The 26320-nt window shown below is 47.5% G+C and carries 16 protein-coding genes; 6 read left to right on the top strand and 10 right to left on the bottom strand.

All coding sequences use genetic code 11. The annotated features are described in order from the left end of the window. Positions 1-21 precede the first annotated feature (21 nt). The 5 genes from EXU85_RS07865 to EXU85_RS07845 form a co-directional block, all read right to left on the bottom strand. A complete protein-coding gene (locus EXU85_RS07865) occupies positions 22-2364 on the bottom strand; it encodes a GMC oxidoreductase (RefSeq protein ID WP_142771556.1) in 2343 nt (780 codons plus the stop codon). Between the two features lie 382 nt (positions 2365-2746). Next, a complete protein-coding gene (locus EXU85_RS07860) occupies positions 2747-2962 on the bottom strand; it encodes a hypothetical protein (RefSeq protein ID WP_142771555.1) in 216 nt (71 codons plus the stop codon). 280 nt (positions 2963-3242) lie between these two features. After that, complete coding sequence (locus tag EXU85_RS07855) at positions 3243-7247, bottom strand: ATP-binding protein (RefSeq protein WP_142771554.1); 4005 nt, start codon at positions 7245-7247, stop codon at positions 3243-3245. 236 nt (positions 7248-7483) lie between these two features. After that, the gene (locus EXU85_RS07850; RefSeq protein ID WP_142771553.1) at positions 7484-8221 is read right to left on the bottom strand and encodes an SDR family oxidoreductase; all 738 of its coding nucleotides are present in this window, start codon (positions 8219-8221) and stop codon (positions 7484-7486) included. 118 nt (positions 8222-8339) lie between these two features. Next, positions 8340-8942, bottom strand: coding sequence for a TetR/AcrR family transcriptional regulator (locus EXU85_RS07845; RefSeq protein ID WP_142771552.1), 603 nt, complete (start codon positions 8940-8942; stop codon positions 8340-8342). 119 nt (positions 8943-9061) lie between these two features. Between EXU85_RS07845 and fabF the strand changes: the two genes are divergently transcribed. Next, positions 9062-10306: a beta-ketoacyl-ACP synthase II gene (fabF, locus tag EXU85_RS07840; protein ID WP_142771551.1), complete on the top strand. Its 1245-nt coding sequence runs from the start codon at positions 9062-9064 to the stop codon at positions 10304-10306. Positions 10307-10492: 186 nt separating this feature from the next. Next, positions 10493-12541 carry an alpha/beta hydrolase domain-containing protein gene (locus tag EXU85_RS07835; protein WP_142771550.1) on the top strand — a complete coding sequence of 683 codons (2049 nt, stop codon included), beginning with the start codon at positions 10493-10495 and terminating at the stop codon, positions 12539-12541. Positions 12542-12714: 173 nt separating this feature from the next. Here the strand turns inward: EXU85_RS07835 and EXU85_RS07830 are convergent, their stop codons facing one another. Further along, a complete protein-coding gene (locus EXU85_RS07830) occupies positions 12715-15534 on the bottom strand; it encodes a substrate-binding domain-containing protein (RefSeq protein WP_246859457.1) in 2820 nt (939 codons plus the stop codon). 618 nt (positions 15535-16152) lie between these two features. Here EXU85_RS07830 and EXU85_RS07825 point away from each other — a divergent pair. The 4 genes from EXU85_RS07825 (at position 16153) to EXU85_RS07810 (ending at position 20120) form a co-directional block, all read left to right on the top strand. Beyond that, positions 16153-16398, top strand: a complete 246-nt coding sequence (locus EXU85_RS07825) for a hypothetical protein (RefSeq protein ID WP_142771549.1) — start codon at positions 16153-16155, stop codon at positions 16396-16398. 160 nt (positions 16399-16558) lie between these two features. After that, a complete protein-coding gene (locus tag EXU85_RS07820; RefSeq protein WP_142771548.1) occupies positions 16559-18844 on the top strand; it encodes an NADP-dependent malic enzyme in 2286 nt (761 codons plus the stop codon). 138 nt (positions 18845-18982) lie between these two features. Continuing rightward, positions 18983-19453, top strand: a complete 471-nt coding sequence (locus tag EXU85_RS07815) for a lipocalin family protein (RefSeq protein ID WP_142771547.1) — start codon at positions 18983-18985, stop codon at positions 19451-19453. A 181-nt stretch (positions 19454-19634) separates the two neighbouring features. Then, positions 19635-20120: a DUF1440 domain-containing protein gene (locus tag EXU85_RS07810; protein WP_142771546.1), complete on the top strand. Its 486-nt coding sequence runs from the start codon at positions 19635-19637 to the stop codon at positions 20118-20120. Here the strand turns inward: EXU85_RS07810 and EXU85_RS07805 are convergent. From EXU85_RS07805 to EXU85_RS07790, 4 genes are all read right to left on the bottom strand, one after another. Further along, on the bottom strand, positions 20109-21464 hold the full coding sequence (locus EXU85_RS07805; protein ID WP_142771545.1) for a DUF418 domain-containing protein: 1356 nt from the start codon (positions 21462-21464) through the stop codon (positions 20109-20111). The genes EXU85_RS07810 and EXU85_RS07805 overlap by 12 nt on opposite strands. A 180-nt stretch (positions 21465-21644) precedes the next feature. Further along, positions 21645-22925: a rod shape-determining protein RodA gene (rodA, locus tag EXU85_RS07800; RefSeq protein ID WP_142771544.1), complete on the bottom strand. Its 1281-nt coding sequence runs from the start codon at positions 22923-22925 to the stop codon at positions 21645-21647. A gap of 116 nt (positions 22926-23041) precedes the next feature. Then, positions 23042-24994 carry a penicillin-binding transpeptidase domain-containing protein gene (locus EXU85_RS07795; protein WP_142771543.1) on the bottom strand — a complete coding sequence of 651 codons (1953 nt, stop codon included), beginning with the start codon at positions 24992-24994 and terminating at the stop codon, positions 23042-23044. Between the two features lie 158 nt (positions 24995-25152). Next, a complete protein-coding gene (locus tag EXU85_RS07790; protein ID WP_142771542.1) occupies positions 25153-26196 on the bottom strand; it encodes an SMP-30/gluconolactonase/LRE family protein in 1044 nt (347 codons plus the stop codon). Positions 26197-26320: the final 124 nt, after the last annotated feature.

The following is a 26320-nucleotide window of genomic DNA, read 5'->3' as shown; positions in this document are numbered from 1 at the left end:
GGATTCTATTGATTGAGTTAATCAATTCAGGAAGTAGGTTTCCCAAACATCGCCCGCAAACAGTTTTCCGAATGCTGCCAGCGCTTCTGATTTATGGAGCAACCCATCCGCATGCAGGGCTTTCATTGTTGTCAGTTGTTGGGCAAAATCAGCGATTTCGATTTTTAGAATCCCTTTACCCAAAACCGGCGAAACAATGCTATCGCCGTCATAGATGGTGATGAATAATGTAGTCAGGTCTTTCCACATATCAGGCCCCGGATCATCGAACACGTTTTTGGCCCCCTTGAAGAAATACACCTTGCCTTCTGGTGTGTGCATCTTCATGCTGTATTCCATATACTTCTGCTGCGAATTGTTGGCATCGGCGATGAACAGATTGAACTGGCCTTCAGAAACCGTCATCGGCTTTGTAGACAGATGTGGGGCGATTACCGTCCCGGCCATACCCGCCAGGTGCGTAGGGTCGTTCAGAAACATGCCTACGTTCTGCACCTGGATGGTTAGTGTAAAGGCCATATACGAATTGTCGGCTCTGCCTTTATCTAAACCTGCCTGATAATCGTCTTTTTCATTCGCTGAAAAATAACCTTTCATCGTTTCGGTGAACTGGACACCAACGGGCGTCATGGCGGCTTCTTTGGCTTTCAGCGTCGGAAAATCGTAGTTGATCGACCAGCCATGTTCTTCGGCAATCAGCTTCACATTGCGTTCGGCAAAGCCCGAAATGGTCAGTAATGGATTGGTGCCCAACGAGCAGGGAATAATCGCGCCATCGGCTACGTACAGATTAAGATACAATTCTGTCCCGGTCTGCCCGTGAAAAACCTGACCTTTGTGATCGGTTACGCCCATTTCGGCGTTGTCGCCCATAATGCAGCCGCCCAGCGGATGAACCGTAACCAGATCAAAATCAAATTCTTTAGTCCAGGTAGGATTCTTAACAAACGTGCCACCCAGAGCCTGCGTAGCCTTCTGTAGATTGTCATTAGCCTTCTGGAAAATTTTCTCCTTGCCTACCTCCGGCCAGTCAATGGTCAGGTCACCTTTTTGGCTGAGGGACATTTTACCACTATCATCGTCGTGGGTCATGATCAGATACGTCTGCGTATTGTTTAACGCACCATGATACGCTCCCCGAAACAGGCTCTCGGTTTCACGAGCTCGTTCTTCTACCCAATTCGCCAGGCCGGGTTGGCCATGCTGCCCTTCCAGGCGGGACGAGAAAAAGAGCATGGGTTTTACTAAGGATCGAATAGAGCCTGGAATACTACCCTCCTCAATGACCATACCATCGTCCAGTACTGGTTTACCACGGGCATCAATCACCGATGTAATGCACGGACCTACAGGTGCCACATCCGTACCATCTCCGTACCCAATGCCGTTTATGGAATGATCTGTGTTATAACCAAATCCCAGCACATCGCCATTGCCCGTAAAGCGGTCGCCTAATTTGGTCGAAAGTGAAAGTGTCCCTTTCTGAGCTGATCGAAGTAAGATCTCGGTACTACCTAAAGTGCCCGCGCCCAGGAATACCAGATCAGCTTCTACAAACAACAGGGGAGCCTGAAATTTTTCGCGTCCCACGTTCATAATCTGGTAATACACCTGCCATTTCTCCCCCTGTCGTTCAATATGGCTGACGGCTACTTCACAGAAAATATCGGTCCCGAAGTTGACGGCATCGGGCAGGTAGTTCATCAGGGTTGTATTCTTGGCCGACACGTTGCAGCCTGAGCAACAGTCCCCACAATTATTACAGGCTTGCTGAGCCACGCCAACATGGTTTCCTTCTGGCTTATTTTCAAAGTTGACGTTAATTGGCACGTAACTAAAAACTTCGCCCAGAGCCGCGGCCGATTTTTGATGAGCTACTGTTTTCGGCAGTTCAGGATAACCCGGCGTACCAACTGGGTAGCCCGTTGGTCGTAGCATTTCTTTCGCTTTGGCCATTCCGGCAAACAGGCCGTCAAGGTCATTCTTTACAGCAGTTGGCCAACTACTCCGCTCAAAGACGCGCATTTCCGGCTCAATGGATACGTTCGCATTGATGAGCGACGTCCCCCCTAAACCGCAGCCTTTTACGACGCTGATGCCATCACCAACATACACATCGAAAAGGCCGGTGTGATTACCAACATGGCCTTGTTTGGAATGAATCTGCAACTGAGGGGAGGATTCATCGAGTGTTCTGGGAAATTCACCGGGGCGAATCTCCCGTCCTTTTTCCAGTAAACAAACTCGTTTACCAGCTCTGGCCATCCGCGAAGCGGCAATACTTCCACCGTAACCTGAACCAATAACCACTACATCATAAGCGGATTTTATATCGGCAATAGCCTTCGATAGTTTAAGCTGCATAGCGACTGTTTAGTTGAACAGGTGTGACTGTTTTATTTAGTCGAAGAAATCGATAGAAACAGCAACAAGGCATTCGCATTCTTCGTAACCCACAGTCAAATAGGCAATAAATTCGCGCAGGGCCATGAGGTCTTTAGCGAACGGTAAATAACTGATTTATAGTACCTTTAAGGTCATATTATAGTAAAACTGAAAACTACGTTTCGCTAAGATTAGTAACAACAAAAACCCATACCAACCGGCTGTTCATGCTCGACAACCGGTTGGTATGGGTTAAAATTTCAATTTGTCACACGAAACAAGCTACTGTTGTACCGTTTGCTTTCCCTATTTGTACGCATTCATAGCTACAAAAGGGGCAACACACTGACTACACGATTTCTTATCTCGCAAGTTGATACAGGAGACTCCTTACATTGGTAACTTGACCCGTAAGCTGATCATAATCGAATGCCACTAATTGGCCAGTAGCTAACGTAGAAGGAAAATCATCACGGTCAATGGCAGAGGCTGAGAAAAGTGGTTTGGGCGATCCTCCATAGGCGCGTATCTGGCCCTGCCCCGTAGCTTCGTCCCAAAATACAATGGTGCCAAACATACTAATTAAAAGGTGAGGTGAGTACAGATAAAATGGATATAGGGCGAGCTTAATTTAACTGGTCAAATCAAACTCGCCCACATCCTGATTTTAGTTACGGTAGGTACTCTTATAGAAGTCATTTTATATGTTGACTTCTGAATACAAAGTTGAGATGTTCTACCTAATCCGACTTCTCTATTCGTCCCAAATACGTTTCTATTCGTTGCATCAAGTAAAAAAAAATCTCTCATTGATTGCTTAAAACCAATGAGAGATGAGACAATACCCTATAAATCAGTTACTTTCTAATTTCGCTTGGGGCAATCCTAAATTCTTCCTGAAATGAAGTAGAAAAATGGCTGGGGTTTTTGTATCCTGTTCGCCAGGCCACCTCCGATACGCTGAGATCAGTCGTTTCCAGAAGAAGTTTGGCTCTGGTAAGGCGGTAAGAGCGGATGAAATCGGAAGGCGATGTATCCATCAACGCTTTCATTTTTCGAAACAATTGGGATCGGCTCATACCAATTGTTTGGCAGAGCTGTAGTAAGCCAAACCCGTCATCGGCGAAGTTTTCCGCCACAATTTCTGCCACCTTTTGCACAAACGCATCTTCCAGCGCAAAAGCGTCTTCTACTGCCTGTTCAATAACTGGTGCAGGTGCCTCTATGAGTTGTTTTTTGGAGAAATGGGCGATTAATCGCTTTTGCTTCTCCACCAGCATTGCCAGTTGTACCAGCAGTTCCTCCTTATGAAATGGCTTAGTCAGATAAGCATCCGCACCGCGTTTCAAGCCCGTTAATCTGGCGTCGGTACCTGCTTTGGCAGTCAATAAAATGATGGGAATGTGGCTCGTACGCTCATCGTTCTTCAGTACATCACAAACCTGGTAGCCATCTTTTTCGGGCATCATCACATCGCTTATAATGATATCCGGTATGCTTTCAAGGGCTTTTTCGATACCAATTTTACCATTGTAAGCTACATCCACCTGATACAGTCCCTCAAGACAGGACTTGAGATAAATAACGATGTCGGAATTGTCTTCGATTAGAAGAAGATGGGGGAGGGAAGAATGCTGAGCGATGAGAGATGAATGATGAATAGACTCGTCGGGTAACAAAAGTGGGTGATTTGACGCAATCACCTCTATGACTGGGTCCTGTATTGACGCCCTTCTGTCACTTTCTGGGGCATTTCTTGTCACGGGTATGCAAATGGAAAACGTAGTTCCTATGCCAAGCTCGCTTTTCACGTTAATTTGGCCACCCATCAATTTGACTAATTCCTGCGTATGCGCCAGACCGATACCGGTGCCCTCACCCTGACGGGTATGCGAGCCATCTACCTGATAAAAACGGTCGAACACGTGAGGCAGATCATTGTCAGCAATGCCAATACCTGTATCCTGCACCTCGATTATCAACTGATCTCCAGCCTCTACCATGCGAACCCTGATGTCGCCACCCGATGGGGTGAATTTAAGTGCATTGGAAATCAGGTTCGTTAACACTTGTTTTATTTGTTCTGGATCGTAATCCATCACAAGCGACTCCGAAGTCGTAACAAATCGGAGGGATAAGTTTTGGCTATTCGCGAACGTTTGAAACGATTCGGTGATGTAGCGCAGATAGGGCTCAATGTTGGCCAGTTGTACATTCAACTGAAACGATTTGTTTTCAAGTTTGGAGAGGTCAAGTAACTGATTAACAAGGCGAAGAAGATTTTGGCTATTGTTTTCGATAAGCCGGGCTCCTTCGTCAAGGTATTTTCCGGGTTGGCTCCGAATTTGCCCAACCATACCAAGGATAACGGTCAGTGGGGTGCGAAATTCGTGGGTGAGATTCGTATAAAGTCGACTTTTAAACTGATCCAGCTCTTTGAGTCGCTGGGCTTCCTGTTGTTCCAGTTTCAGTTCATTTTGGAGCAGCAAGCGTTTTTTCAAAAAAGAATAGATCCCATAAGCAATGCCTAAAAGCAGCAAAAAATAGGTGAGATAGGCCCACCAGGTAGCCCACCAGGGCGGATGCACTACTACGATCACAGCCAGTTCATTCGGGTGCCACCGTCCCCGACTATCCCGCGCTTTCACCCGGAAAACATATTCGCCACTGGGTAAACTATTGAATCGGGTAAAATTAAATTTGGAAGGGGGAGACCAACTGTCTTTATAGCCTTCCATTTTATAACTGTAGAAGATCTCACTGGGATTGTCATAATCTGTCAGCGCATACTCAAACGTGTACGACCAATCCCAATTGTAGATTTGGATTTTGGGCTTGCGGGCAAAATTAATTTCCCGCAGAACGGTATCAAGCCTTTCATCTGTGTGCTCAAACGATGTAAGCACTAGTTGAGCGCTCTGATCCCTATTTCGGTACGTTTGCATCACCTCTTTTGGAAAAAAAGCGTTGACGCCCCGCATACCCCCAAAAAACATCCGGCCATCATGGGCTTTGAAATAAGACTTCCGGTTAAATTCGTTGTAGGTCAGGCCATCTTCTTCTAAAAAATTGATGAATGTTCTGGTAGGAATATGAAACCGGGAAAGCCCATGATTAGTACTTAACCACAGGCAGGAATCGCCTTCGGTCAACAGGCCACAAATAAAATTATTGGGCAAGCCTTCATTTACTGTGTAGTGCTTCCTGGTGCCGCTGACAGGATCAATATAAACAAGCCCGGCATCTGTACCTAACCAAAGCTTCCCGTTTCGGTCTTCCTGGATGGTTGTGATGCGAGAAATGGACAGCTCCCCATTTCTGAGGTCTAGCCAATGCTGTTTTTTGGTTTTGGGATCATATTGCAACAGTTTCCCGTTGAAGCTGAGCCATAATTTTCCACTTTTTGCTCCTACATGAAGTGCATCAGTCTTATTGAAGATTTTCTCGGATAACTCCAGTTCCTTACGCCAATGAAAACCAGTTGCCAGCTTATCTAAGCGATACAAAAAGTAATGAGAAGCCCACCACAAGGTTCCGTTTTTGTCTTTGGCGAAAAAACCATTATCGCTGTAGGGATTTTCAAGAAATGCACTCGGCACATTGGTTAACTGGCCCGATTTCGGATTTAAAAGTTGCCCGCCATTTATCCAGACTCGATCCCCTTCGGTGGCAAGGTCGAATAAGTTGAGGATGGGGCTAAACGTATAATTACGTTGTGGTCGTTTTTTGGCGGGGTCTAAGGTTGCGATCCCTTCGTAGTATACCCCATAAATCAGCCCTTTTGCGTCCTCAGTGAATCCTCTGAAACTATAATAGGCATTGGCCTGATTCAGTCCACTAAAATAGGTATCAAATGGATTAGATTTCGGCCTTACCTTCAGTAAACCCAGCCTGGTATCTACCCAGACAATTCCGGTTCTATCTTGAAATAAACCCTTGAAATCGTTGCGATTCGGGAGTAATCGTTTCAATTCATCATGAAAATCGTACAGTGTATCATTTACGGCGTCATAATAAATAAGCGCTCTGTCGTAACCACAAGCCCAGATACTACCGTTTTTTTCTACAACAAATCGAAGTAATTTAGCTTGGCTAGCTTGCAAAAAACGATTGGCAGGATGGGGTACAAATCTGTTTTTAGCCTTGTCCAATTGATAAAAACGAAAATTCACCAGTAGTTTTATCGTGCCGTCAGTTGCAGTTTGAAAGTTAAGATTATAGCAATCGGTACAAATATTACCCAGTGGGGTTACCGTTTGCGTATGGCCAGATTTGTCCACTTGGTAGAGCGTATCAACATAGCTGAGCGTGTAATCGAAGGCGTCCATGCCAGACCAATAATAGGTACTGAGCAAAGGATTGGGTTTGGACAGGCGGGCAGGCGTTAATTTATTCTTCTGAGACGACCAGGCGTAGGCTACACCAAAGCCTTTTTTCACTCTGCTCATCAGGCTATTAGCTTGCCCTAAGGTTTTCCAAAAACGACGCCCGTCGTTTTTACTATCCTTCTCCTTGAGTTCTATGTGTTGCCAATTTCCTGTTTTTGGATTGAACAGAAATGGATAATGTTCGCTCCATACAAATAGCAATGAATCTTGCCAGGAGGCCAGGCCCAATAAGTGTTCCCGACCAGCCGATAACTCCCTTGGCGTTGGGTACACCACAAAATTCCGTCCATCATAACGATGAAGTTTATCATCATTCACAAACCAGATGAAGCCCTGATCATCCTGCGTGACCGAGGAGGTATTATTTCCCGACAGTCCGTCGGCCGTCGTAAAAAATTCGAACGTTGCCTTTTGGGCTGTTGCACAAAAGGAGATAAGCAGTAGCAACGTGTAAGTCAGAACCGCCTTTTTCATTTATTTTTCTTCGGTGGGTATACTAGGAAATGCTCCTAAAACAGTGCAAGGTGAAAAAATACCCAGATGATACCAAAAATAATGCCCCCCTAAGTAACTATAAATTTATAGTAATAAATCAATCCAAAATATGTACTAGTATTTCCTGAAAAAATAATACCGCAACGGCTTTGTTAGCGGTTACGGTATTATTTTTTCAGGAAATACGGATCTTCTCAACAGAAATTCACTGTTTATCAGGCATTCATGACAGCTAAAGCACCCGCTGGCGATGAGAGTGACAAAGCATAGATCTGGGCCGTATTGCCCACGTGAATTTCATAGTTGTCATTTTCCAGTGCACTAAGTAAATCATCGGCAACCACTGAGGGAGCAATTCCATTTTCGCCACCTATTGCCTGTGAGAAATCGGTATTGACCAGCGGAGGCATCAGTTCAAAAACTTTGGTTGTTGAGCTTCGTTCCAGTGTAATCCGCAACGATTGCGTATACGAATGTAGAGCCGCTTTGCTGGCTGCATAGGTAGGTAACTTGTGATTGGGTGCGAAGGCTACGATAGAGGATACATTGACAATCGCCGATTCTTCCTGCTTGCTTAACAAAGGCACCAGTTTTTCGGTAAGCCGGATTACCGAGAGGTAATTGGTGAGCATTTCTTCGCCCGCTTTTTCAAAGGCATTAGCCTCAGCCTCTAGCTTATAATAAAAGGCATTTCCGGCATTATTGATCAGAATGTTCAGCTTTGGGAAGTCAGTTTGCAAACGATCCACCAACCGGTTCACGTCTGCCTCATTGGTGACGTCGAAGGCGATAGCTGTTACGTTCTTCAGTTGAGCAGCCGCTTTTTGCAAACGCTCTTCGCTCCTACCCGTAATGATAACGTGATTGCCTTTCTGATCGAATTGTCTGGCTAATTCAAAGCCGATGCCGGCACTTCCACCGGTAATTAGGATCGTATTCTGAGTCGTTTTCATTTGTATTGACTGTACTATATAAGAAGTTGATAACAGGCCAGCAAGTTGGTTTCATGTATATCTGCTGCGAGTCGATTGACCATAAAATACCAATCGGTATATTTTAGTTCAAAAAATTTTATGTTTTTAATTGAGTGATCAACAGTTCTACAGTTTTAAGGATTTTGACTAAGCTGGTCGGGTCGTTCGTTACTTTGGCAATCATAATCCCTCCTTCAATCAATGCGATCATCGATAAAGCGGTTTGCTCAGGCGAAACGTCTGCCTTAAACTCTCCAGCAGCTATGCCTCCGCGTAGTAAATCAATCAGCCGTTTCTTCCAGGCCAGAATCGCCTTGGCGGCTTTATCTTTCAATAGATTATTGGTATCGTCGGCATCAACAGCTGTATTTAAAATAGGGCAACCTCCTTCAGGAAAGGAGATTCCATTAAAACTATGATAGACCTGTGTATATACGAGCAGCTTTTTATGGAACGAAGTCTCCTGATCGAGCCGTTGTTGAACTGCCCGGTTAATTTTGGAGAGGTTATAATCAAAACAAGCCAGGGCTACTTCTTCTTTACTGCCAAAATTCCCGTAAATACTCCCCTTGGTCAAACCAGTAGCTTCTGTCAAGTCAGATAACGACGTTCCAGCATACCCTTTTGTATTGAATATACCCGCCGTTGATTCGATAATGAACTGCCGGGTTCGCTCTGCTTTAGACAAATTGTTTTCCATATGACAAATATACCAAAAGGTATTTTTATTTAGTACCTTTGCCTGCATTTTTTCACAAGGACCATCAAACTGATTACTGAGTTCCTAATTGACTCAGTTCATACATAGAATCAACGATCATGTTACACCGAGTTGTTATTACAGGTATAGGCGCATTGACTCCCGTGGGCCACGACATTCCGACATTTTGGGAGAACGTAGTAGCGGGTCGAAGTGGAACCGCGCCCATCACGCACTTCGATGCGTCTTTATTTCGGACCCACTTCGCAGCCGAACTTAAAAATTACAACGCTTCTACCTATTTAAGCCACGCCGACATCAAGCGAACTGATCCCTTTACGCAGTACGCCTTGATTGCCTCCGATCAGGCCATCAGGGATTCGGGCTTTGACTTTACCAAAATGGACCCGTTCGATGTGGGCGTCATTTGGGGATCAGGCCAGGGCGGTATGGAAACGTTTGAGCAGCAGGTAACCGAATATGTACAGGGAAATGGCCAACCCCGGTTTAGTCCGTTCTTTGTACCAAAGCTCATTGTCAATATGGCCTCGGGTATGATTTCGATCCGGAATGGCTACATGGGCATTAATTACACGACGGTGTCGGCCTGTGCTACCTCAAATACGGCGATCATGGATGCGTTTACGTACATCCGATTGGGCAAAGCTAAAATAATTATAACCGGTGGCTCCGAAGCCCCAATCACCCCCGCTTCGTTTGGTGGATTCAGCGCGCTAAAAGCCATGTCGACCCGGAATGATGATCCAACTACGGCTTCGCGCCCTTTTGATGTCAGTCGGGATGGGTTTGTAATGGCCGAAGGTGCCGGGGCACTGGTACTGGAAGAATACGAACACGCCGTTAAACGGGGTGCCACCATTTACGGAGAAATCACGGGTGCAGCCATGACGGCTGATGCCTATCACATGACAGCCACCCATCCAGAAGGCTTAGGAGCCGCCAAAGCCATGCAACTCGCACTGGACGAAGCCGGTCTGACCATTGCTGATGTCGACTACCTGAATACCCACGCTACGTCTACACCCGTAGGCGACTTATCTGAAATAAATGCGGTAGCGAAACTAACCGGGACCGAAAAAACAAAGCTAAAGATCAGTGCAACCAAGTCTATAACGGGCCATTTACTGGGAGCGGCTGGCGCTATTGAAGCAATTATTTGTTTGCTCTCCATGCGCGACAATGTCATTCCACCTACGATCAACACGACCAAACTGGACCCTGCCATTCCTTCGAATCTATCAATTGTGTTGCAGGAAACTATTTCTTCACAGGTCCGAACAACGATGAGCAATACGTTTGGTTTTGGGGGGCATAATGGCACGGTTATTTTTCAAAAGGTGTAAGGTAGTACTATCGTCAAGTATCGCCTAGGTACCAGGCACTGTAGCCGCCATATTGTCCACAGAGGCACAGAGATAACTCTGTGTTCTCTGTGGACAATAATTTTTCTGTTCTCGCTTGGCTTTGCCGAGTGAGAACAGAGTAGCTCAAGCAACAAAACGTTTTTTTACCGAAACGAAACCTTCCTCATGAATAGACCCACTTCTGTTCTACGCCTATATCGATCGGTATGCCTACTTGCCATCACGCTGATTTCGAGTTCAATGGCTCAGGCACGTATTATTCGCATTGAGATCACCAGCAGACAATCGCCAACGTTTGAGGGGAACGTATTCGGGAAAGTGGGCGCTTACGAAAAACTCCGGGGAAAAGCCTATGGCGAACTAGATCCAACCAATCCACAAAACGCACTTATTACCGATATCCGGCTGGCTCCCCGCAACGCAAAAGGCATGGTGGAGTACGCCATGGATATTTACATTCTCAAACCCATTAACCTCAGTAACGGTAATCATAAACTCGTTCTGGAAGTCAATAACCGGGGCGGCAAACTCTTCGGTGGCTTTAACAAAAGTAGTGGTGGCAATGACCCAACCACAGCCGCACATGCAGGTGATGCGTTCCTGATGAATCTGGGCTACACAATTGCCTGGAATGGCTGGGACCCATCGGCTGCTCCGACAAATAACAACCTGACTATCAACCTACCGATAGCCAAAAACGCTGATGGATCGCCCGTTACGGGGCCTTCTTACGAATACATTGTGTACGACAATGCGACGTCGGTGAATCATTCCCTCGCCTATCCTGCCGCAACCTTGACTAAAGCTCAGGCAACACTTACGGTACGCGATCACTTACAGAACTCCCCAACGATTATACCGGCAGAAGGCTGGGAATATGTGAATGAGCGAACGATTCGGTTGCTCCCTGCCGGAACACCGTTTAAGCAGAGTGCCATTTATGAGTTCAGCTACACGGCGCGTGATCCGATGGTTGCCGGGATTGGCTTGGCCGCTACACGGGATTTTGTTTCGTTCTTGCGCTATGCCAACGCCGATGATTTTGGAAATCCGAATCCATTAGCGAACGATATTAAGTATACGTTCTCCTTTGCTGTCTCGCAACCGGCTCGCTACCTGAATGATTTTCAAACGTTGGGCTTCAATGCCGATGAGAAAGGCCGACGTGTTCTCGATGGTATCGAAAACTGGCTGGGTGGTGGTAGTGGTATTGGCCTGAACGTTCGGTTTGCGCAACCTTCCCGGACTGAACGAAACCGACAAAATCATTTATACCCGGAGTCCAGTTTCCCTTTTGCGTATCCTGTTATATCCGATCCACTTACGGGGAAAACAGCCGGTCGAATCGCTACCTGTTTGGCTAGTAACACATGCCCCAAGGTATTCGAGGTCAATTCGGCAAATGAGTACTGGGTAAAAGCGGCTTCCCTCCTGCATACAGACACAAAAGGAAATGACCTGCCTGATCCCGAAAATGTCCGCTTCTTCCTCGTATCGGGTGCCCAGCATGGTACGGGAAACGCATCCTCACGCGGACTATGTCAGCAGCTACAGAACCCAACCAATGCAGATCCGCTCCTGCGTGCGCTATTTATCGCCCTCGACGACTGGGTCACTAAAGGCATCGAACCGCCCCAAAGTGCCGTACCCCGAAAGGCAAACGGCACTGCCGTAATCGCTATTCCTCAACCCGGCTCGCAAACGGGCATCGTTCCACAAGCCAAACTCGGTTGGCCTACTATCCCTGGCGTGACGTATACAGGCTTAATCACAACGCGCTACCAGCTCGATTTTGGGCCATCATATGCTCAGGGAATTCTGACGAATTACCCACCCACCCTAACCAACCGGCCAACCTACGTGAGTTTCGTTTCCAGGGTTGATCCAGATGGAAATGAAGTGGCGGGTATTCGTTTACCCTCCGTTGCTGTTCCTACAGCTACCACCACGGGCTGGGCTCTGCGTAGTGCCGGTTTTGGCGAAAATGAGGGCTGCGAAGGAGCGGGGCAATACATCCCCTTTAAAGCAAGCAAAGCTGAGCGCATAGCAGCCAACGACCCCCGCCTATCGCTAGAAGAACGCTACCATACGCATATGAGCTACGTTAAGGCTGTTACGAAATCAGTTAACGACCTGGTTAAACAACGCTTGCTGCTGCCTGACGATGCACAGGAAATCATCAAAAGTGCAGAAGCTAGTATGATATTGAAGTAGCGAATTACTGAAGCGGCTTCGTTTTCTGTCATTCCGACGCCAGGGGGAATCTCAGGCTTGATTAATGAGAAACGTTGAGATTTCTCGGCACGAGCCGCCCCCGCCCCGCTAAAGTCGGAATGACAAAAAATACACTGAAAACGAAACGTTCAAACAGCTTAAATAACCAACCCCTAAGCCCCCACCGGTGATTTCCGATACTCCGACGGCGTCTTCTTCGTGTGTTGTTTAAAGAAGGTCGTAAAGTAAGCGGCTGAGTTAAAGCCGGTTTCAATCGCAATTTCGGCCATTGGTTTGTTGGTTTCCCGAAGGAAGTATTTAGCGCGTTTCAGCCGGATTTCAGTCAGGTAATCCATCACGTTCATATCCATCAGGGCTTGCACTTTCCGGTACAGTTGCACCCGCGAAAGGCCCATTTCCCGACTTAACTTTTCAACCCCAAAAGCTGGATCGGTTAGGTTCTGCTCAATGAGGGCAGTGAGTTCGTTCAGGAATTTTTTCTCCTGTCGATTCCCCGATTGTGGCGAGAAATCGGACGCAAACCGCTGTTGCCATTTTTGGCGATTGATCAGGGTAGTGCGGAGGGTTTCCAGCAGATGAGTCGTATTGAATGGCTTGGTCAGGTAGACATCGGCACCGGCGCGGGTGCCTTCAATTCGATTTTCCATCTGTGCGTTGGCCGTTAGCAGTACAACCGGAATGTGCGACGTTCGCAAATCGGTTTTGATCCGTTGCGTTAATTCCAAACCATCCAGCGCATCGACAGACGTACCCGACAACATAACATCACTAATAATCAGGTCAGGAATAATTTCCAGTATCCGCTCCCATCCTTTTTCGCCAGTACTTTCGGCAACGACGTCGTATTCAGCTCCCAGGCGATTCACCAGAAAGTTTCGCAGCTCATCGTTGTCTTCAACAATCAGCAGGGTACCCATCTGTTTGGCAGGTAATGAAACGGGTTTCTGAGCTTCCACGTCTTCGTCTGCTTCTACCAGAAACTGGTGCTGGAATAGGGGATTCCGACTGGTTGAGCCAACCATTTCCTCCGTTTCCAGATGCTGATTACCCAAAGGCAGCAGAATCGTAAAGGTGGTTCCTTTGTCCTGCACCGATTGAACACTGATATCGCCCCGATGCAGTTGTATAAACTCCATCGACAGCGCCAGACCCACGCCTTTAGCCAGATTAAACGACTTGGTACCGCTATAAAACAAATCAAACGCGTGAGCCTGTTCGTCAGGTGCCATTCCCTGCCCGTTGTCCTGCACCTGAATACGCACCTGATTATCGAGCCGATCAAGCCGGACATGAATCAGTCCACCTCTGGGCGTGTACTTAAACGCATTCGATAATAGATTGAACAACACCTTATCGAGCTTCTCGGCATCGAACCAAACCGGTTGAGTAGATAGATTCGTGAGTAGTTGTAAGTCTATCCGTTGCTTCTCAGCTTTCCGTCGGAAGTCCAGAACGATGTCACGCACAAACGTAACAATATCCTGCTCCGCTGTTCGTAACCGCTGTTTCCCGGCATCCGATTTCCGCAGGTCAAGCATCTGATCAACCAGTCGTAACAGTCGGTAGGCATTTTTCTGCACCAGCGACAAGTTATTCCGAAGGTCGTGCTGACTAACGTTCTTCTTGCTCAACAAATCTTCAGTCGGGGTCAGGATCAGGCTCAGGGGTGTATTGAATTCATGAGAGATGTACGAGTAGAACCGCAGTTTTTCTTCTGTAGCCAAACGAGCCTGTTGCGATACCCGTTCAATTTCATCTTTCTGTTCACGAATCTCTCCGTTCTGCTTTTCGAGCAGTTGATAAGCCCCCTGCTTCGTTCGGAACAGATACAAGGCCCAACCACCGAGTAAAATGGCAACAATCAGGCTACCCAGCGTGAAGTATAAGGTGTTTTTCTGCGACGTATACGTCTGATTCAAGTCATCGATACGCCGACTTTGCTTCTCAATATCAGCCTGTTGCTCCGTTACCTTATCGTTCTGGAGTTTCATAATTCGCACATTCGACGAATCGATGAGCGTGGTGGGTAGGCGGTTCTCGCGTTTGAAGGGTTGCTTTTGCAGGATAGCCAGCGCCGTCCGAATGGCTTCCTTACCGCCCGTTGGGTATAATACCGTAGCTTTCAAAATTCCCCGCTCTACAAGATCAATGCCTTCATTTTTACCGGGCAACCCATCAACCCCAATAATTTTCACCCGTTGTTCAAGCCCCAATTGCTGACAGATCGCATGCGCTTTTAAGGCTGTTCGGTCGTTTTGGGCGAAAATAAGCTGAATCGTAGGCTGGGACTTCAGTAACTGGGTGAGTTCTCCGGCAAACGATTGCTTATCCCAATCGCCTTCCAGCTTTTTCACCAACCGAATGCCCGGATGGCGGCTAATGGCTTCGACAAAGCCACGGTGCCGATCAATATCGGCCGATGAGCCCGGTGACTCGCCGATTTCAATAACATTACCCACCCCATTCAGGAGCGTATTGGCGTAGGCTCCGGCGGTACGGCCAACCTCAACATTGTCGGCTCCCACGTAGGCCATGTATTGATCGGAGTCGGTCCGTCGGTCCAGAATAATAACCGGAATGCCCTGCTGGTATGCTTTCTCAACGATGGGTGTAATGGGCCGGGCCGCGTTCGGCGATACAATGAGCAGATCGACATGCTGATTGATTAATTCCTGAATTTGCTCAACCTGTTTATCACTCTGCCCACCCGCGTCCTTTACCAGAAAATCAATTTCGGGACTAAACGATAACTCCCGATTCATATCCTCCAGCATGGTTTTCCGCCAGGTGTCGGTTCCGGTACGTTGCGAAAAGCCAATCTGGTAAGTCTTTTTCTCAGGTGCAGTCTGACAACTGGCGAGCAGCAATCCCGTTAGGAATGCGAACAGGCAGATTCGTTTCAATTTCTCAGTTACATCTATACGCCCCATCACTGAACGAATGGTTGTTAGCCAAGTGCGGAAATCATTCATGAGGCAGGCTGGAGACAAAGTTTGGGTACTGACCAAAGATAATGTATAAGAAATTGAATGCAAAAGCAAGGTTTGATGGCGCCAGGCTCCAGCCTGGTGTCATCTATTCCCCGGCCTCTGGCCGATGTAATCTGTATAGCTTTTCATATTTCGGCCAGAGGCCGGGGAATAGTCGGCACCAGGCTGGAGCCTGGCGCCATCGGGGGCCAAAACCCATATTATTTCCTAAAGAATCGCTTGAACAATTTACCGTTTCGATGAAAAATCAGAAGCACTATTCGTACTATACTAATAAAACTAAACTATTCTCACGTACAAATCTGTTATATAGTTGAGAAGAACCAGTATAGGTCCTCTCTTTTAGGTATTGATTAGTAATAAATTAATAGAATTATGAAACTATCACACGCGCTAAAACACGACAACAACGCTAAGGCGACGTGGATCAGTATTTGTACTTTTTCTCGTTTAAGCGTTCTTAGCTTTATTCGCCAAAATGCGTTAGCCTTCGAAAGTTATTCTCGCCTTTCGGCTCCATTTGGAGGCAGTATACGCCCTCAAATTTACTAGACTATCAATTCTGCGAGCCTGGGTACGTTTACCGGGGCTCCTCTAAACATGATAAAAATCATCAACATGACTGCGTTAGAAAAACACCTGATTTCCGTACAACAAAAGCTGGAACACCTGAATGCCGAAGTTGCCACTTTGCTTGCCCTGACTGCCTCTGAGACAACTGTTGCCAGAATTACAGACACCCAGGCTAAACAATCTGTTGGGACACTCACTGCCCATACGAAACCGGCATCCGTTGGCATCAATCGGTTTCGGCAGTTACAGATCAATGACCAAGTTGGTGCGTAAAGTAGCCGACTTACTTTTCACTTCGGCCCAAGGAGTATAGTTAAGGTACACACTCAAGCCCCTTTGCCTATGAAATAAATGCGTGTTGGAATTAGCCCTGCGGTTATTAAGGAACTCTCCCTAAATTGCCAACAGAATAAGCTAATTCAAACACGAATTTATGCAACAAAAAATACGTCGTGAAGACGCCCTTGAGTATCACGCCAAGGGCCGTCCCGGTAAACTCGAAGTCATTCCGACTAAAGATCATAGTACCCAGGCCGACCTATCGCTGGCCTACTCGCCGGGTGTAGCCGAGCCTTGTATGGCCATCTACGAAAACCGCGAAGACGTTTATAAATACACGGCCAAAGGCAATCTGGTCGCCGTAATCAGCAACGGAACCGCCGTTTTGGGCTTAGGTGATATTGGCCCTGAAGCCAGCAAGCCGGTTATGGAAGGTAAAGGGCTACTGTTTAAAATTTACGCCGATATCGACGTGTTCGATATTGAACTGGATACCAAAAACGTCGATGAGTTTGTGCGGATGGTGAAAATTCTGGAACCCACCTTTGGCGGTGTTAATCTGGAAGACATCAAAGCACCGGAATGTTTCGAGATTGAGGAACGGCTCAAGGCTGAACTCAATATTCCGATCATGCACGACGATCAGCACGGTACGGCCATTATCTCAGCCGCTGCGCTACTGAATGCCCTCGAAATCGTTGGCAAATCGATTCAGGAGGCAAAAATTCTGGTTAATGGCGCGGGGGCATCCGCTATTTCGTGTACCAAATTATACGTGTCGCTGGGCGCAAACGTCGAAAACATCGTCATGTGCGATAGCAAGGGCGTAATCCGGGCCGACCGTACCGATCTCGATGAGCGAAAGAGCCTGTTTGCTACATCCCGCGATTTGTACACGCTCGAAGAAGCGTTTGTAGATACTGATGTATTTGTCGGTTTATCGAAAGGAAACACGGTAAGTCAGGCTATGGTCCGCTCTATGGCCGACAACCCGATTGTGTTTGCGATGGCGAACCCTACTCCCGAAATCAGCTATGAGGACGCCCTGGCTGCCCGCCCCGATATCATCATGGCAACGGGCCGGTCGGACTATCCGAACCAGGTGAACAATGTATTAGGCTTCCCCTATATTTTCCGGGGTGCGCTTGATGTGCGGGCTACCGAAATCAACGAAGCCATGAAACTAGCGGCTGTTCGGGCATTGGCCGACATGGCTAAAAAGCCAGTTCCTGACTTGGTAAACATGGCCTATGGTACGGACAATCTGATGTTTGGCAAGGGTTATATCATTCCCAAACCGGTTGATCCCCGCCTGCTCGAAACGGTAGCACCCGCCGTAGCGAAAGCCGCCATGGATTCTGGTGTGGCTAAATACCCAATTACCGACTGGGAAGCCTATGAAAGCCAACTGGCCCGTCGGCTGGGGCAGGATACCCGCATCTCACGGGTCATTAATAACAAAGCGCGCACCAACCCAAAACGGGTCGTTTTTGCCGACGCCGAAAATCTGAAGGTGCTGAAAGCCGCTCAACAGGTAAAAGACAGTGGCATTGCTTACCCCATTTTACTGGGCGACCAGGATCGAGTTCAGGCGATGATTACCCAGAACAATCTGGATTTGGGCGACGTGGTGATTATTAACCCACATGCGCCCGAACAACAGGGGTTGATTGAGCAGTTTGGTGAGTTATTCTACCAAAAGCGCTACCGTAAAGGGGTTAGTGCTTCCGATGCCCGCAAGCGCATGTATTCGCGTACTTACTTCGGTGCCATGATGGTGGAAACGGGTCAGGCCGATGCCTTGATTTCGGGCTTGAGCCATAACTACCCTGACACAATTCGGCCGGCGTTACAGATCATTGGCAAAGAGTCGGGTGTAAAAAAAGTGGCGGGTATGTACATCCTGCTCACGAACCGTGGCCCGCTGTTTTTTTCCGACACAACCGTCAATGTGAATCCAACAGCTGAGGAGATTGTCGAGATTACAGAATTGACAGCCCGTGCTGTTGAGCGTTTCAACATCAAGCCCCGGATAGCGCTGGTCACCTATTCCAATTTTGGCAGTGCTAAGGGCGAAGATGCCGATAAAATGCAGCAAGCAACGGAAATCCTCCAGCAGAAACACCCAGATATGGTGGTTGATGGGTCCATGCAGGCGCATCTGGCCTTCAATACGGATCTATTACGCCAGAATTACCCGCTCAGCAAACTGGTCGACGAAGGTGCTAACACGCTTATTTTCCCCAATTTGTCGGCCGCTAATATTGCCTACAACCTCATGCGCGAAGCCGCGGGGCCTCGTTCGGTTGGTTTCGATGCCATCGGACCTATTCTGCTGGGCTTGCGCAAGCCGGTTTATGTGTTGCAGCTTGGCTCCTCAGAACGGGAGATTGTGAATATGGTAGCCATTGCCGTGGTAGAAGCGCAGGGCGTGAGTTAAACGCATTGCCTCATATACCTAAAGCAACTCTACCAAATTGCCTTTCCCTAACTACTAACTGCCGTTCAATCAAAGGTTTGTCCTTCCTGTTGAACGGCAGTTTAGTTTGCGAGCCTAAACAAACAAATACGTCTTTTTATGATTCGCTCATTCCTTTTCGTCACCCTGATTACCCTCATTGGAACCGCCTTCCGACCAACGCTTTCACCCAAATTTGCCAGTATTGCAGGCACCTGGAAACGGACCGGCATGTCTCTCGTTGAAGCCACGGGCAAAACTACGGATATGATGGCCCTGATGAACAGTTCCATGCCCTGCTCAAAGGACATTACCTATACATTTCTGGGCGATGGCCAGATGAAAACAATTGTTCCCGATGCCTGTGGCGCTATGAAAAAAACCATTGAAGACATGAGTGTCAACGGTAAATGGTCAATGAGCGGTCAAAAAGTGACGATTACAACAACCATGAAGGATATTCCACCGGCAACGTATGATGTTAGTTTTACGGGGGATACAATGACGTGGGTCTTTAACTTTAGTGACAACCCGAAAGCCCCTAATCCAACCAAAGCGAAGCGAATGGCCCTTATTTATCAGCGAGTTTAATAGATCGGCTACTCTTTAAATAGGGCAGAAATTAAGAAACAAAGGTCGAAGATGAGCCGCTAAGGCTGTTCCTCTTCGACCTTCGTTTTTAGACGTCGGCACTCTGTGTGGTTGACTAAAATTATATCTATCTTAACAACCTGATCATAAGCCTCCTAAACCTCTAAAAAAACTACATCCCATGAACCAACCGGCCTCATCTTCTGCCGTTAACAAATCTGTTCGTACCATTATCTATGCTGGTTTAGTAGCGGGTCTACTAGATGCCGTTGCCGCCATGACGATGCTTATCATCCGGGGAGGTAAAGATCCGGCGGCTGTTTGGCGGTATGTTGCCAGTGGGGTTTTCGGGAAAGAGGCTCTTACAGGCGGAACCGATATGGTTGCCTGGGGCCTGGCTTTCCATTTCTTTATTGCGTTGTCGTTCGCGGCCTTTTTCTTTCTGATTTATCCGCAACTCCATCGGTACATCAGCCGCCCAGTTGCCATCGGTTTACTCTATGGTATATTAATTTGGCTGGTCATGAACCGGATTGTGCTCCCCTTAAGTAAGGCTCCCGCTCAGCCATTCGACCCAGCCAGAGCAGCTATCGGTATGGTAATTATTATGGTCATGGTTGGGCTACCCATCTCGCTCATTGTGAGCAGGCATTATTCAGGCAGATAAAGCTTGTTTACGCATAGGTTGTTGTTTCCAGTAGGTCAGGCTTCGCCAGATCCACTCTAACGGGCCAAAGCGAAAGAACTGAAGCCAGATAGCACTGAATACCATATTGATAATCCAGACAACACCAACAACGTAATACAACTGATGATAGGGCAGCTTGCCAAAATTCCCCAGTCCATAGCCATTAAAATACAGCGTGCAGCAGAGCGTTTGTAACACGTAATTACTAAAAGCCATTTGCCCCACATTCGATAAAGCCTTCATCAACCACGATACGAGTCCGGAGCGGTAAAGGAGTAGCAATAAACTGGCATGACCTATTCCGACCAGCGCTCGCTGAAGGTCATATCCCAATCCGGGCGCAATCCATTGAGTATCGGCATAGAGAGCTGGGTTGGTTACCACTTGTTGAAGCAAGGACAAATCAACAGCACTTAACGGTATACCAATGCCGTAGCCAGCCAATAAGGTCAGCCAGTAAGTTCGGGTGGGTAGTTTATTGGAAAAGAAGCCCCATTTAAACAAAACCATGCCCAGTAGCATCATCGATAGCATATCCCAGATACCCAGATAAAGATACATCGAGTGAAAGCGAATGTTCTCGGGCTCCAGGGTTTTATACACAGTGCCATAGCCCGAGCGCATATTCTGATTAAACTCGGCAACCTCCTTAGGATCAGGACGAGAGTTTTTAACCACCTTTTCCCAAGCTTCTTTATCTTTCTTTTGGGCGTCTGTCAGTTTTTTATGCGTTTTCTCAAGCGCGACCGTTTGCAGGTATTTCTCCCGTTTATCGCGCAATTCGAGTTGGCGACGTTCCTGTTTTATTCCCCCAATGGCAATACAAACCAGCGCAAAAATCAATAGCTGCCGGGGTTTCAGATTTCGGAAGGGAAACAAAAACAGGGCAGAGATCGCATAATCGAACAGGATATCGCCTACCCACATGAGCACATACTCATGAATTACCCCAAATAACACCATCCAAAGGAGTCGGCGGTAATACAAATCAGCGAACCCACTACTTCCGGAGGCTTCTTTGCGGCCTATGAAGATCAGGATGCCCGCCCCAAACAGCATCGAAAACAAGGCCCGCATCTTCCCTTCGAACAGAATGGTAATGAAGGTGAAGACCGTATGATCGGTAGTCCCCGGATGCAGTAGTGGTTCGGCTTCCAACTGAAATGACCGCCCGAAAAACGGAATATTCATCAGCAGAATACCCAGCAAGGCCATACCCCGAATGACATCGATGGTTTGTATCCGTTCGCTGAGGGCTATGGGTTGGGGCAATTCACTAAGTAGACTGTTAGGCCCACTAGGCAAAGTAACGGTAGACTCCATCCGTCAAGAGAGTTAGGTTTATAATTGAGGGTAGCTACTCACATAAGCAACTGTAAATCAATTATCTAAAAATAAACCTTTTTATCTCACCTGGGCAAGGAGTTTTCGTAAACGGTCGGAAATTGGTTATTCGTTATTGAGTTATTGGATTATGTTGAATAACCAGTAACTCAATAACCACTACCGCCACATGGCGCCCGCCCGACGGGAATCGAGTTTGAGGAAAATAAACAGAAGTATGGAAAATGACCAGAGTGAGGAGCCGCCATAACTAAAGAACGGCAGTGGGATACCAATAACAGGCATTAACCCAATGGTCATACCGATATTGACCATGACGTGGAAGAAGATAATCCCGGCCACGCAGTAACCGTAAACTCTGGCAAATTTGGTGCGTTGCTTTTCGGCCAGAATCACGATGCGGGCCAGCAACCCGATAAATAACGCGACAACGACAAGGCTACCGATAAAGCCGTGTTCCTCGCCAATGGTACAGAAGATAAAGTCGGTGCTTTGCTCGGGCACGAAATCGAATTTAGTTTGGGTCCCTTCCAGAAAACCTTTTCCCTGAAGCCGCCCGGAGCCAATGGCAATTTTGGCCTGCGTCACATTCCAGCCTACACCAAGCGGATCAATCGTTGGATCAACCAGTACTTTAATCCGGTTGCGCTGGTGTTTTTGCAGGACGTTGTTCACAAAAAAATCAACCCCCGCCACATACCCCATCATCATCAATCCAACCAGCCCCATACCGAGCAGATTAGGTAGAGTACGGTTGTAGCGCGGCATCAGCAGAATCACCAGTAGCAACAAAACAACAATACCCAGGAAGATGTACAACTTCGCAAATACCAGAGCCAAAATAAATAAAGTAGCTGCGGCCAACCCTACTGCCGGAATCCAGCCTGGCAACCCTTCCCGATAAAGCATAATGGCAAACGAGGCAAACACAAGCGTTGAGCCGGTTTCGTTCGAAGCCAGAATCAGAATACAGGGCAGCACAATGATTCCGCCGATGTAGAGCAGATCTTTTTGTTTGGTAAGATTGATACCCGGTACATCCAGGTATTTGGCCAGCGCCAGCGCCGTTGCCACTTTGGCAAACTCGGCAGGTTGAAGGGTAAATGATCCGAACTTAAACCACGACCTCGACCCATTGATGTTGCTTCCGAGAAAAAGTACCAGAATCAACAGCAAAATCATAAAGCCATAGAAGACAAAGGCAAACGTATCGAAAAACGTATGATTGATAACCAGAACACAAATGATCAGTATCACGGTTGTACCGATCCACATTAGCTGTTTCCCGGCATTGGTCGACATGTCGAACAGACTGGTATGGTCTTCCGGGCTGTATACAGCGGCATAGACATTGAGCCAGCCCATTGTTACACAGCCGAGGTACAGCAGCAGTGTGAGCCAGTCAATATTTTGAGCAAAGGGGTCGTTTTGGCGAGCCAAGTTTGTTATAGTTTGTAGTTTGAGGTTTGTAGTTTGAGGTTTGTAGTTGGCTGACACGCGAATTGTTGGTGCGTCAGCCAACTACAAACCTCAAACTACAAACCTCAAACTTATTGTTAGTTTCCGCTTACCGCTGGAACAACTACCGACTTAGGCTTGGCAGCCGTCATCAGAGCTTTTGGAGCAGGCGTTTTTTGCGTTGTGTCTTTTTTAGGAGTAACTGGCTTCTTTGCGCCAGGGAGGAATTGGGCAGGCGGCAGGTAATTCGATGCTTTTACTTGTGCATCTAATTTTAGGGCTTCAGTTTTACGTTTTAGATAACGTTCAGCCACTAAAGCAGCCACCGATGCGGCTGCTTTACCACCCCATCCTGCGTTTTCAACAAACACGGCAACCGCAATTTTGGGGTTGTTCATGGGTGCGAAGCCAATGAAAATCGAGTGGTCATATTTGTGTCCATATTTGGAATTCTGCGAGGTCCCCGTTTTGCCACACAAGTCAATGCCGTCAATATTGGCTAATGGTGTTACAGTACCGTGGGCAACAGCGCCCCGCATACCATCAATAACGGGTAAGTAGTATTTGTAATCGATCCCCGTTTCGTGGTGTTCAAGATACTCGGCCGGTAATCCAGCGCCCGGCTTACCAAAGCCCTTGATATAATGCGGAGTAATGTACCAGCCTCGATTGGCAATCGTAGCAGCCAGGTTGACTAACTTAAGCGGACTAATCAGCAACTCGCCTTCGCCGATACTCAGCGAATAAACGTTCGAGAATTTCCAGCGTAATGCCCCATGATAGGCTTTGTCGTAATATTCGGGCGTGGGCAGGTTACCTTTTAATTCACTGGGCAAATCAACGCCAAGGCGGCTTCCGATCCCAAATTTCTCCGCCATATCGTGCCACTGTTTCAAGCCGATTGCCGAGGCCTTAAATGTATTATTATCTCCGTTGAAGTAGAGAAATTTACGAAATACGTAATAGAAATAGGGGTTACAGGAGTTTTGCACCGCTCCTCGTAAGTTATTACCTCCGCGGCAGTGGCAACGCATGGGTGAGCCCCCATGTCCATACACAGTGTTGGGAAAAAGAGAGCCCTGTTGTTGGGCAATCAGCGCCTGAATCAGCTTGAAGGTTGATCCGGGCCGATAGCTGGCCATAACCGGCCGGTTGATGAGTGGCTTATAGGGGTTCTTTATTAAAGCCCGATAGTTTTTAGAGAAGAATCGGCTCGATAATAAATTAGGGTCATAAGTAGGTGCCGATACTGAAACCAGAATTTCACCCGACGAAGGTTCTACCGCCAGTACAGCTCCTACTTTATTCTGCATCAGGCTATCAGCATATTTTTGCACCTCGACATCAATACCCGTAATCAGGTTTTGCCCCGCTACCGCCAGTGTGTCGAACTCGCCATTTTTCCAGGAGCCTTTGTTGACCCCCCGAACGTTCTGCATCATAAATTTAACGCCCCGTCGACCCCGTAACTGCTCTTCGTACTGTTCTTCTAGCCCGTTATGGCCAATGTAATCGCCTTGTCGGTAATAGATGATATCCTGATTCTCCAACTGCTTTTTGCTGATTTCGCTCACATAGCCCAGTGCATTCGCCATGGTATGAGCCGGATAGGTGCGCATGGAGCTGATTACGGGCTCAAAACCCCGGTAATCGACCAGTGCGTCCTGAATCCGGGCGAAATCTTCCTTAGAAAGTTGGCGCAAGAACAGTGATGGTTTCACGGCCGAATAATTTTTAGCCAGCCCCATGATACTATCGAAATCAGAGGGCGTAATGGCCATCATCCGACAGAAAGCCGCCGTATCTGGAATACGAACCTGCTTGGGCGTGACGTAAAGATCGTAAACGGGTGTATTGTAAACGATTAGCTGTTTGTTTCGGTCGTAAATCTGACCGCGATACGGTATTTCGACAACCCGCTTAATGGAGTTTTTCGATGCCCCCAGCGAGTAGGTATCGTCTAAAACCTGTAGATAAAATAACCGAGCCAGATACGTTAATCCGACTATACAAAAAAGGCCAATGATGACCCACTTCCGATTCTCCAACATGAGAATAAATTCCGTTCAATCAAGCGAAGTACTCTATACAAAGTTAGGCGAATTATAATGCATAATGAACAATGTATACTGAAGAATAAAAGCAAATGCCATACTTTTAATATCCACTCGTCATTATACATTGTTCATTATACATTTTCCATTAACGATCACCAACCCTTTGCGAACGTTCGGATTCGGCAGAGGTACATATCGGCGGTTATGTATAGGGTTGAGCCATCGTCGCCCCAGGCGCAGTTGGCGGTAGCGCCACCAATTTTGAGGTGACCCAGAAAATCATACGGGCCCATTCCCTGCGTTGGTGCCAGGACCAGAACCCCTCCCCCACCCGTTACCCAGAGGTTACCGTCGCGGTCTACCTTCATTCCATCGAAACCGCCGTCAAGATTCTGCTTCTTCATCTGCTCCGGCCCGAACACAATCCGTCCCTTACCCACCGAACCATCGGGTTGTAGTGGGTAGGCCATCACGACCGGGCGCATCGGATCAGATTGGGCAACAAAAAGTATTTTTTCATCGGGCGAGAGTGCGATACCATTGGGACGCGTCAAATCACCAACCACGATAGAGACGGTTCCTGGTACGCCAGCCCGTTCAGGGGCAATACGGTAAACACCCCAGCCGTCGGTTTCCCGACCCGGATCTTTTTCCTTTTTAGGCATTCCATAGGGCGGATCCGTAAAATAATAGCTGCCGCTGGAGTGGGCCACCACATCGTTCGGACTATTAAAGCGCTTGCCATTATAGTTATCGGCTAAGGTACGTTTACCTCCACCACCGGTCAGCGACATGGCTGTAACGCGTCGGTCGCCGTGTTCGCAGGCAATCAAGCGCCCCTGCCGGTCGATGGTCAGGCCGTTGGAACCGGGCTCATCGCTATAAGGGCCCAGACCTGTATAACCTGAGGGTTTCAAAAATGGGGTGACGCCTTCTTTATCAGTCCATTTGAAAATGGTATTCTTCGGTACGTCGGAAAAAAGCAGGAAGGCTTCATTTTTCACCCAGATCGGACCCTCCGTCCAATCAAATCCGCTAGCCAACACCTCTATTTTGGCATCAGGCGGAACCAGTTTATCCAATCGGGCATCAGCCTTAACAATCTGACCGATGGTAGGAAAAGGGGTTGTTTGGGCAATGGCTGGACGAAGTACGAAGGCTAGCCAGCCCGACAGTAGTAAGGATTTTAGGTTCATGGTGAATGTCAGGAATTTACCTCAATGGTACGATGAATTGTGGGACGTAACAACTAAGAGAAAGTGAATTAACAACTATTTTTAACGTACCTTATGTACAGAAAGCGTTGAGTCATTAGAAGCT

The sequence above is a fragment of the Spirosoma sp. KCTC 42546 genome (genome assembly GCF_006965485.1).
Lineage (GTDB): Bacteria > Bacteroidota > Bacteroidia > Cytophagales > Spirosomataceae > Spirosoma.
The sequence above is the reverse complement of the archived record's forward strand: the minus strand, read 5'-3'. Positions and strand labels throughout refer to the sequence as shown.

Bases quoted from the DNA above. Each gene is read 5' to 3' on its own strand.
- EXU85_RS07805 (WP_142771545.1), bottom strand. From the start codon at position 21,464: ATGGAGTCTACCGTTACTTTGCCTAGTGGGCCTAACAGTCTACTTAGT.
- EXU85_RS07810 (WP_142771546.1), top strand. From the start codon at position 19,635: ATGAACCAACCGGCCTCATCTTCTGCCGTTAACAAATCTGTTCGTACC.
- EXU85_RS07825 (WP_142771549.1), top strand. From the start codon at position 16,153: ATGATAAAAATCATCAACATGACTGCGTTAGAAAAACACCTGATTTCC.
- EXU85_RS07855 (WP_142771554.1), bottom strand. From the start codon at position 7,247: ATGAAAAAGGCGGTTCTGACTTACACGTTGCTACTGCTTATCTCCTTT.
- fabF (WP_142771551.1), top strand. From the start codon at position 9,062: ATGTTACACCGAGTTGTTATTACAGGTATAGGCGCATTGACTCCCGTG.
- EXU85_RS07850 (WP_142771553.1), bottom strand. From the start codon at position 8,221: ATGAAAACGACTCAGAATACGATCCTAATTACCGGTGGAAGTGCCGGC.
- EXU85_RS07815 (WP_142771547.1), top strand. From the start codon at position 18,983: ATGATTCGCTCATTCCTTTTCGTCACCCTGATTACCCTCATTGGAACC.
- EXU85_RS07860 (WP_142771555.1), bottom strand. From the start codon at position 2,962: ATGTTTGGCACCATTGTATTTTGGGACGAAGCTACGGGGCAGGGCCAG.
- EXU85_RS07835 (WP_142771550.1), top strand. From the start codon at position 10,493: ATGAATAGACCCACTTCTGTTCTACGCCTATATCGATCGGTATGCCTA.
- EXU85_RS07845 (WP_142771552.1), bottom strand. From the start codon at position 8,942: ATGGAAAACAATTTGTCTAAAGCAGAGCGAACCCGGCAGTTCATTATC.
- EXU85_RS07795 (WP_142771543.1), bottom strand. From the start codon at position 24,994: ATGTTGGAGAATCGGAAGTGGGTCATCATTGGCCTTTTTTGTATAGTC.
- EXU85_RS07865 (WP_142771556.1), bottom strand. From the start codon at position 2,364: ATGCAGCTTAAACTATCGAAGGCTATTGCCGATATAAAATCCGCTTAT.
- EXU85_RS07830 (WP_246859457.1), bottom strand. From the start codon at position 15,534: ATGAATGATTTCCGCACTTGGCTAACAACCATTCGTTCAGTGATGGGG.
- EXU85_RS07820 (WP_142771548.1), top strand. From the start codon at position 16,559: ATGCAACAAAAAATACGTCGTGAAGACGCCCTTGAGTATCACGCCAAG.
- EXU85_RS07790 (WP_142771542.1), bottom strand. From the start codon at position 26,196: ATGAACCTAAAATCCTTACTACTGTCGGGCTGGCTAGCCTTCGTACTT.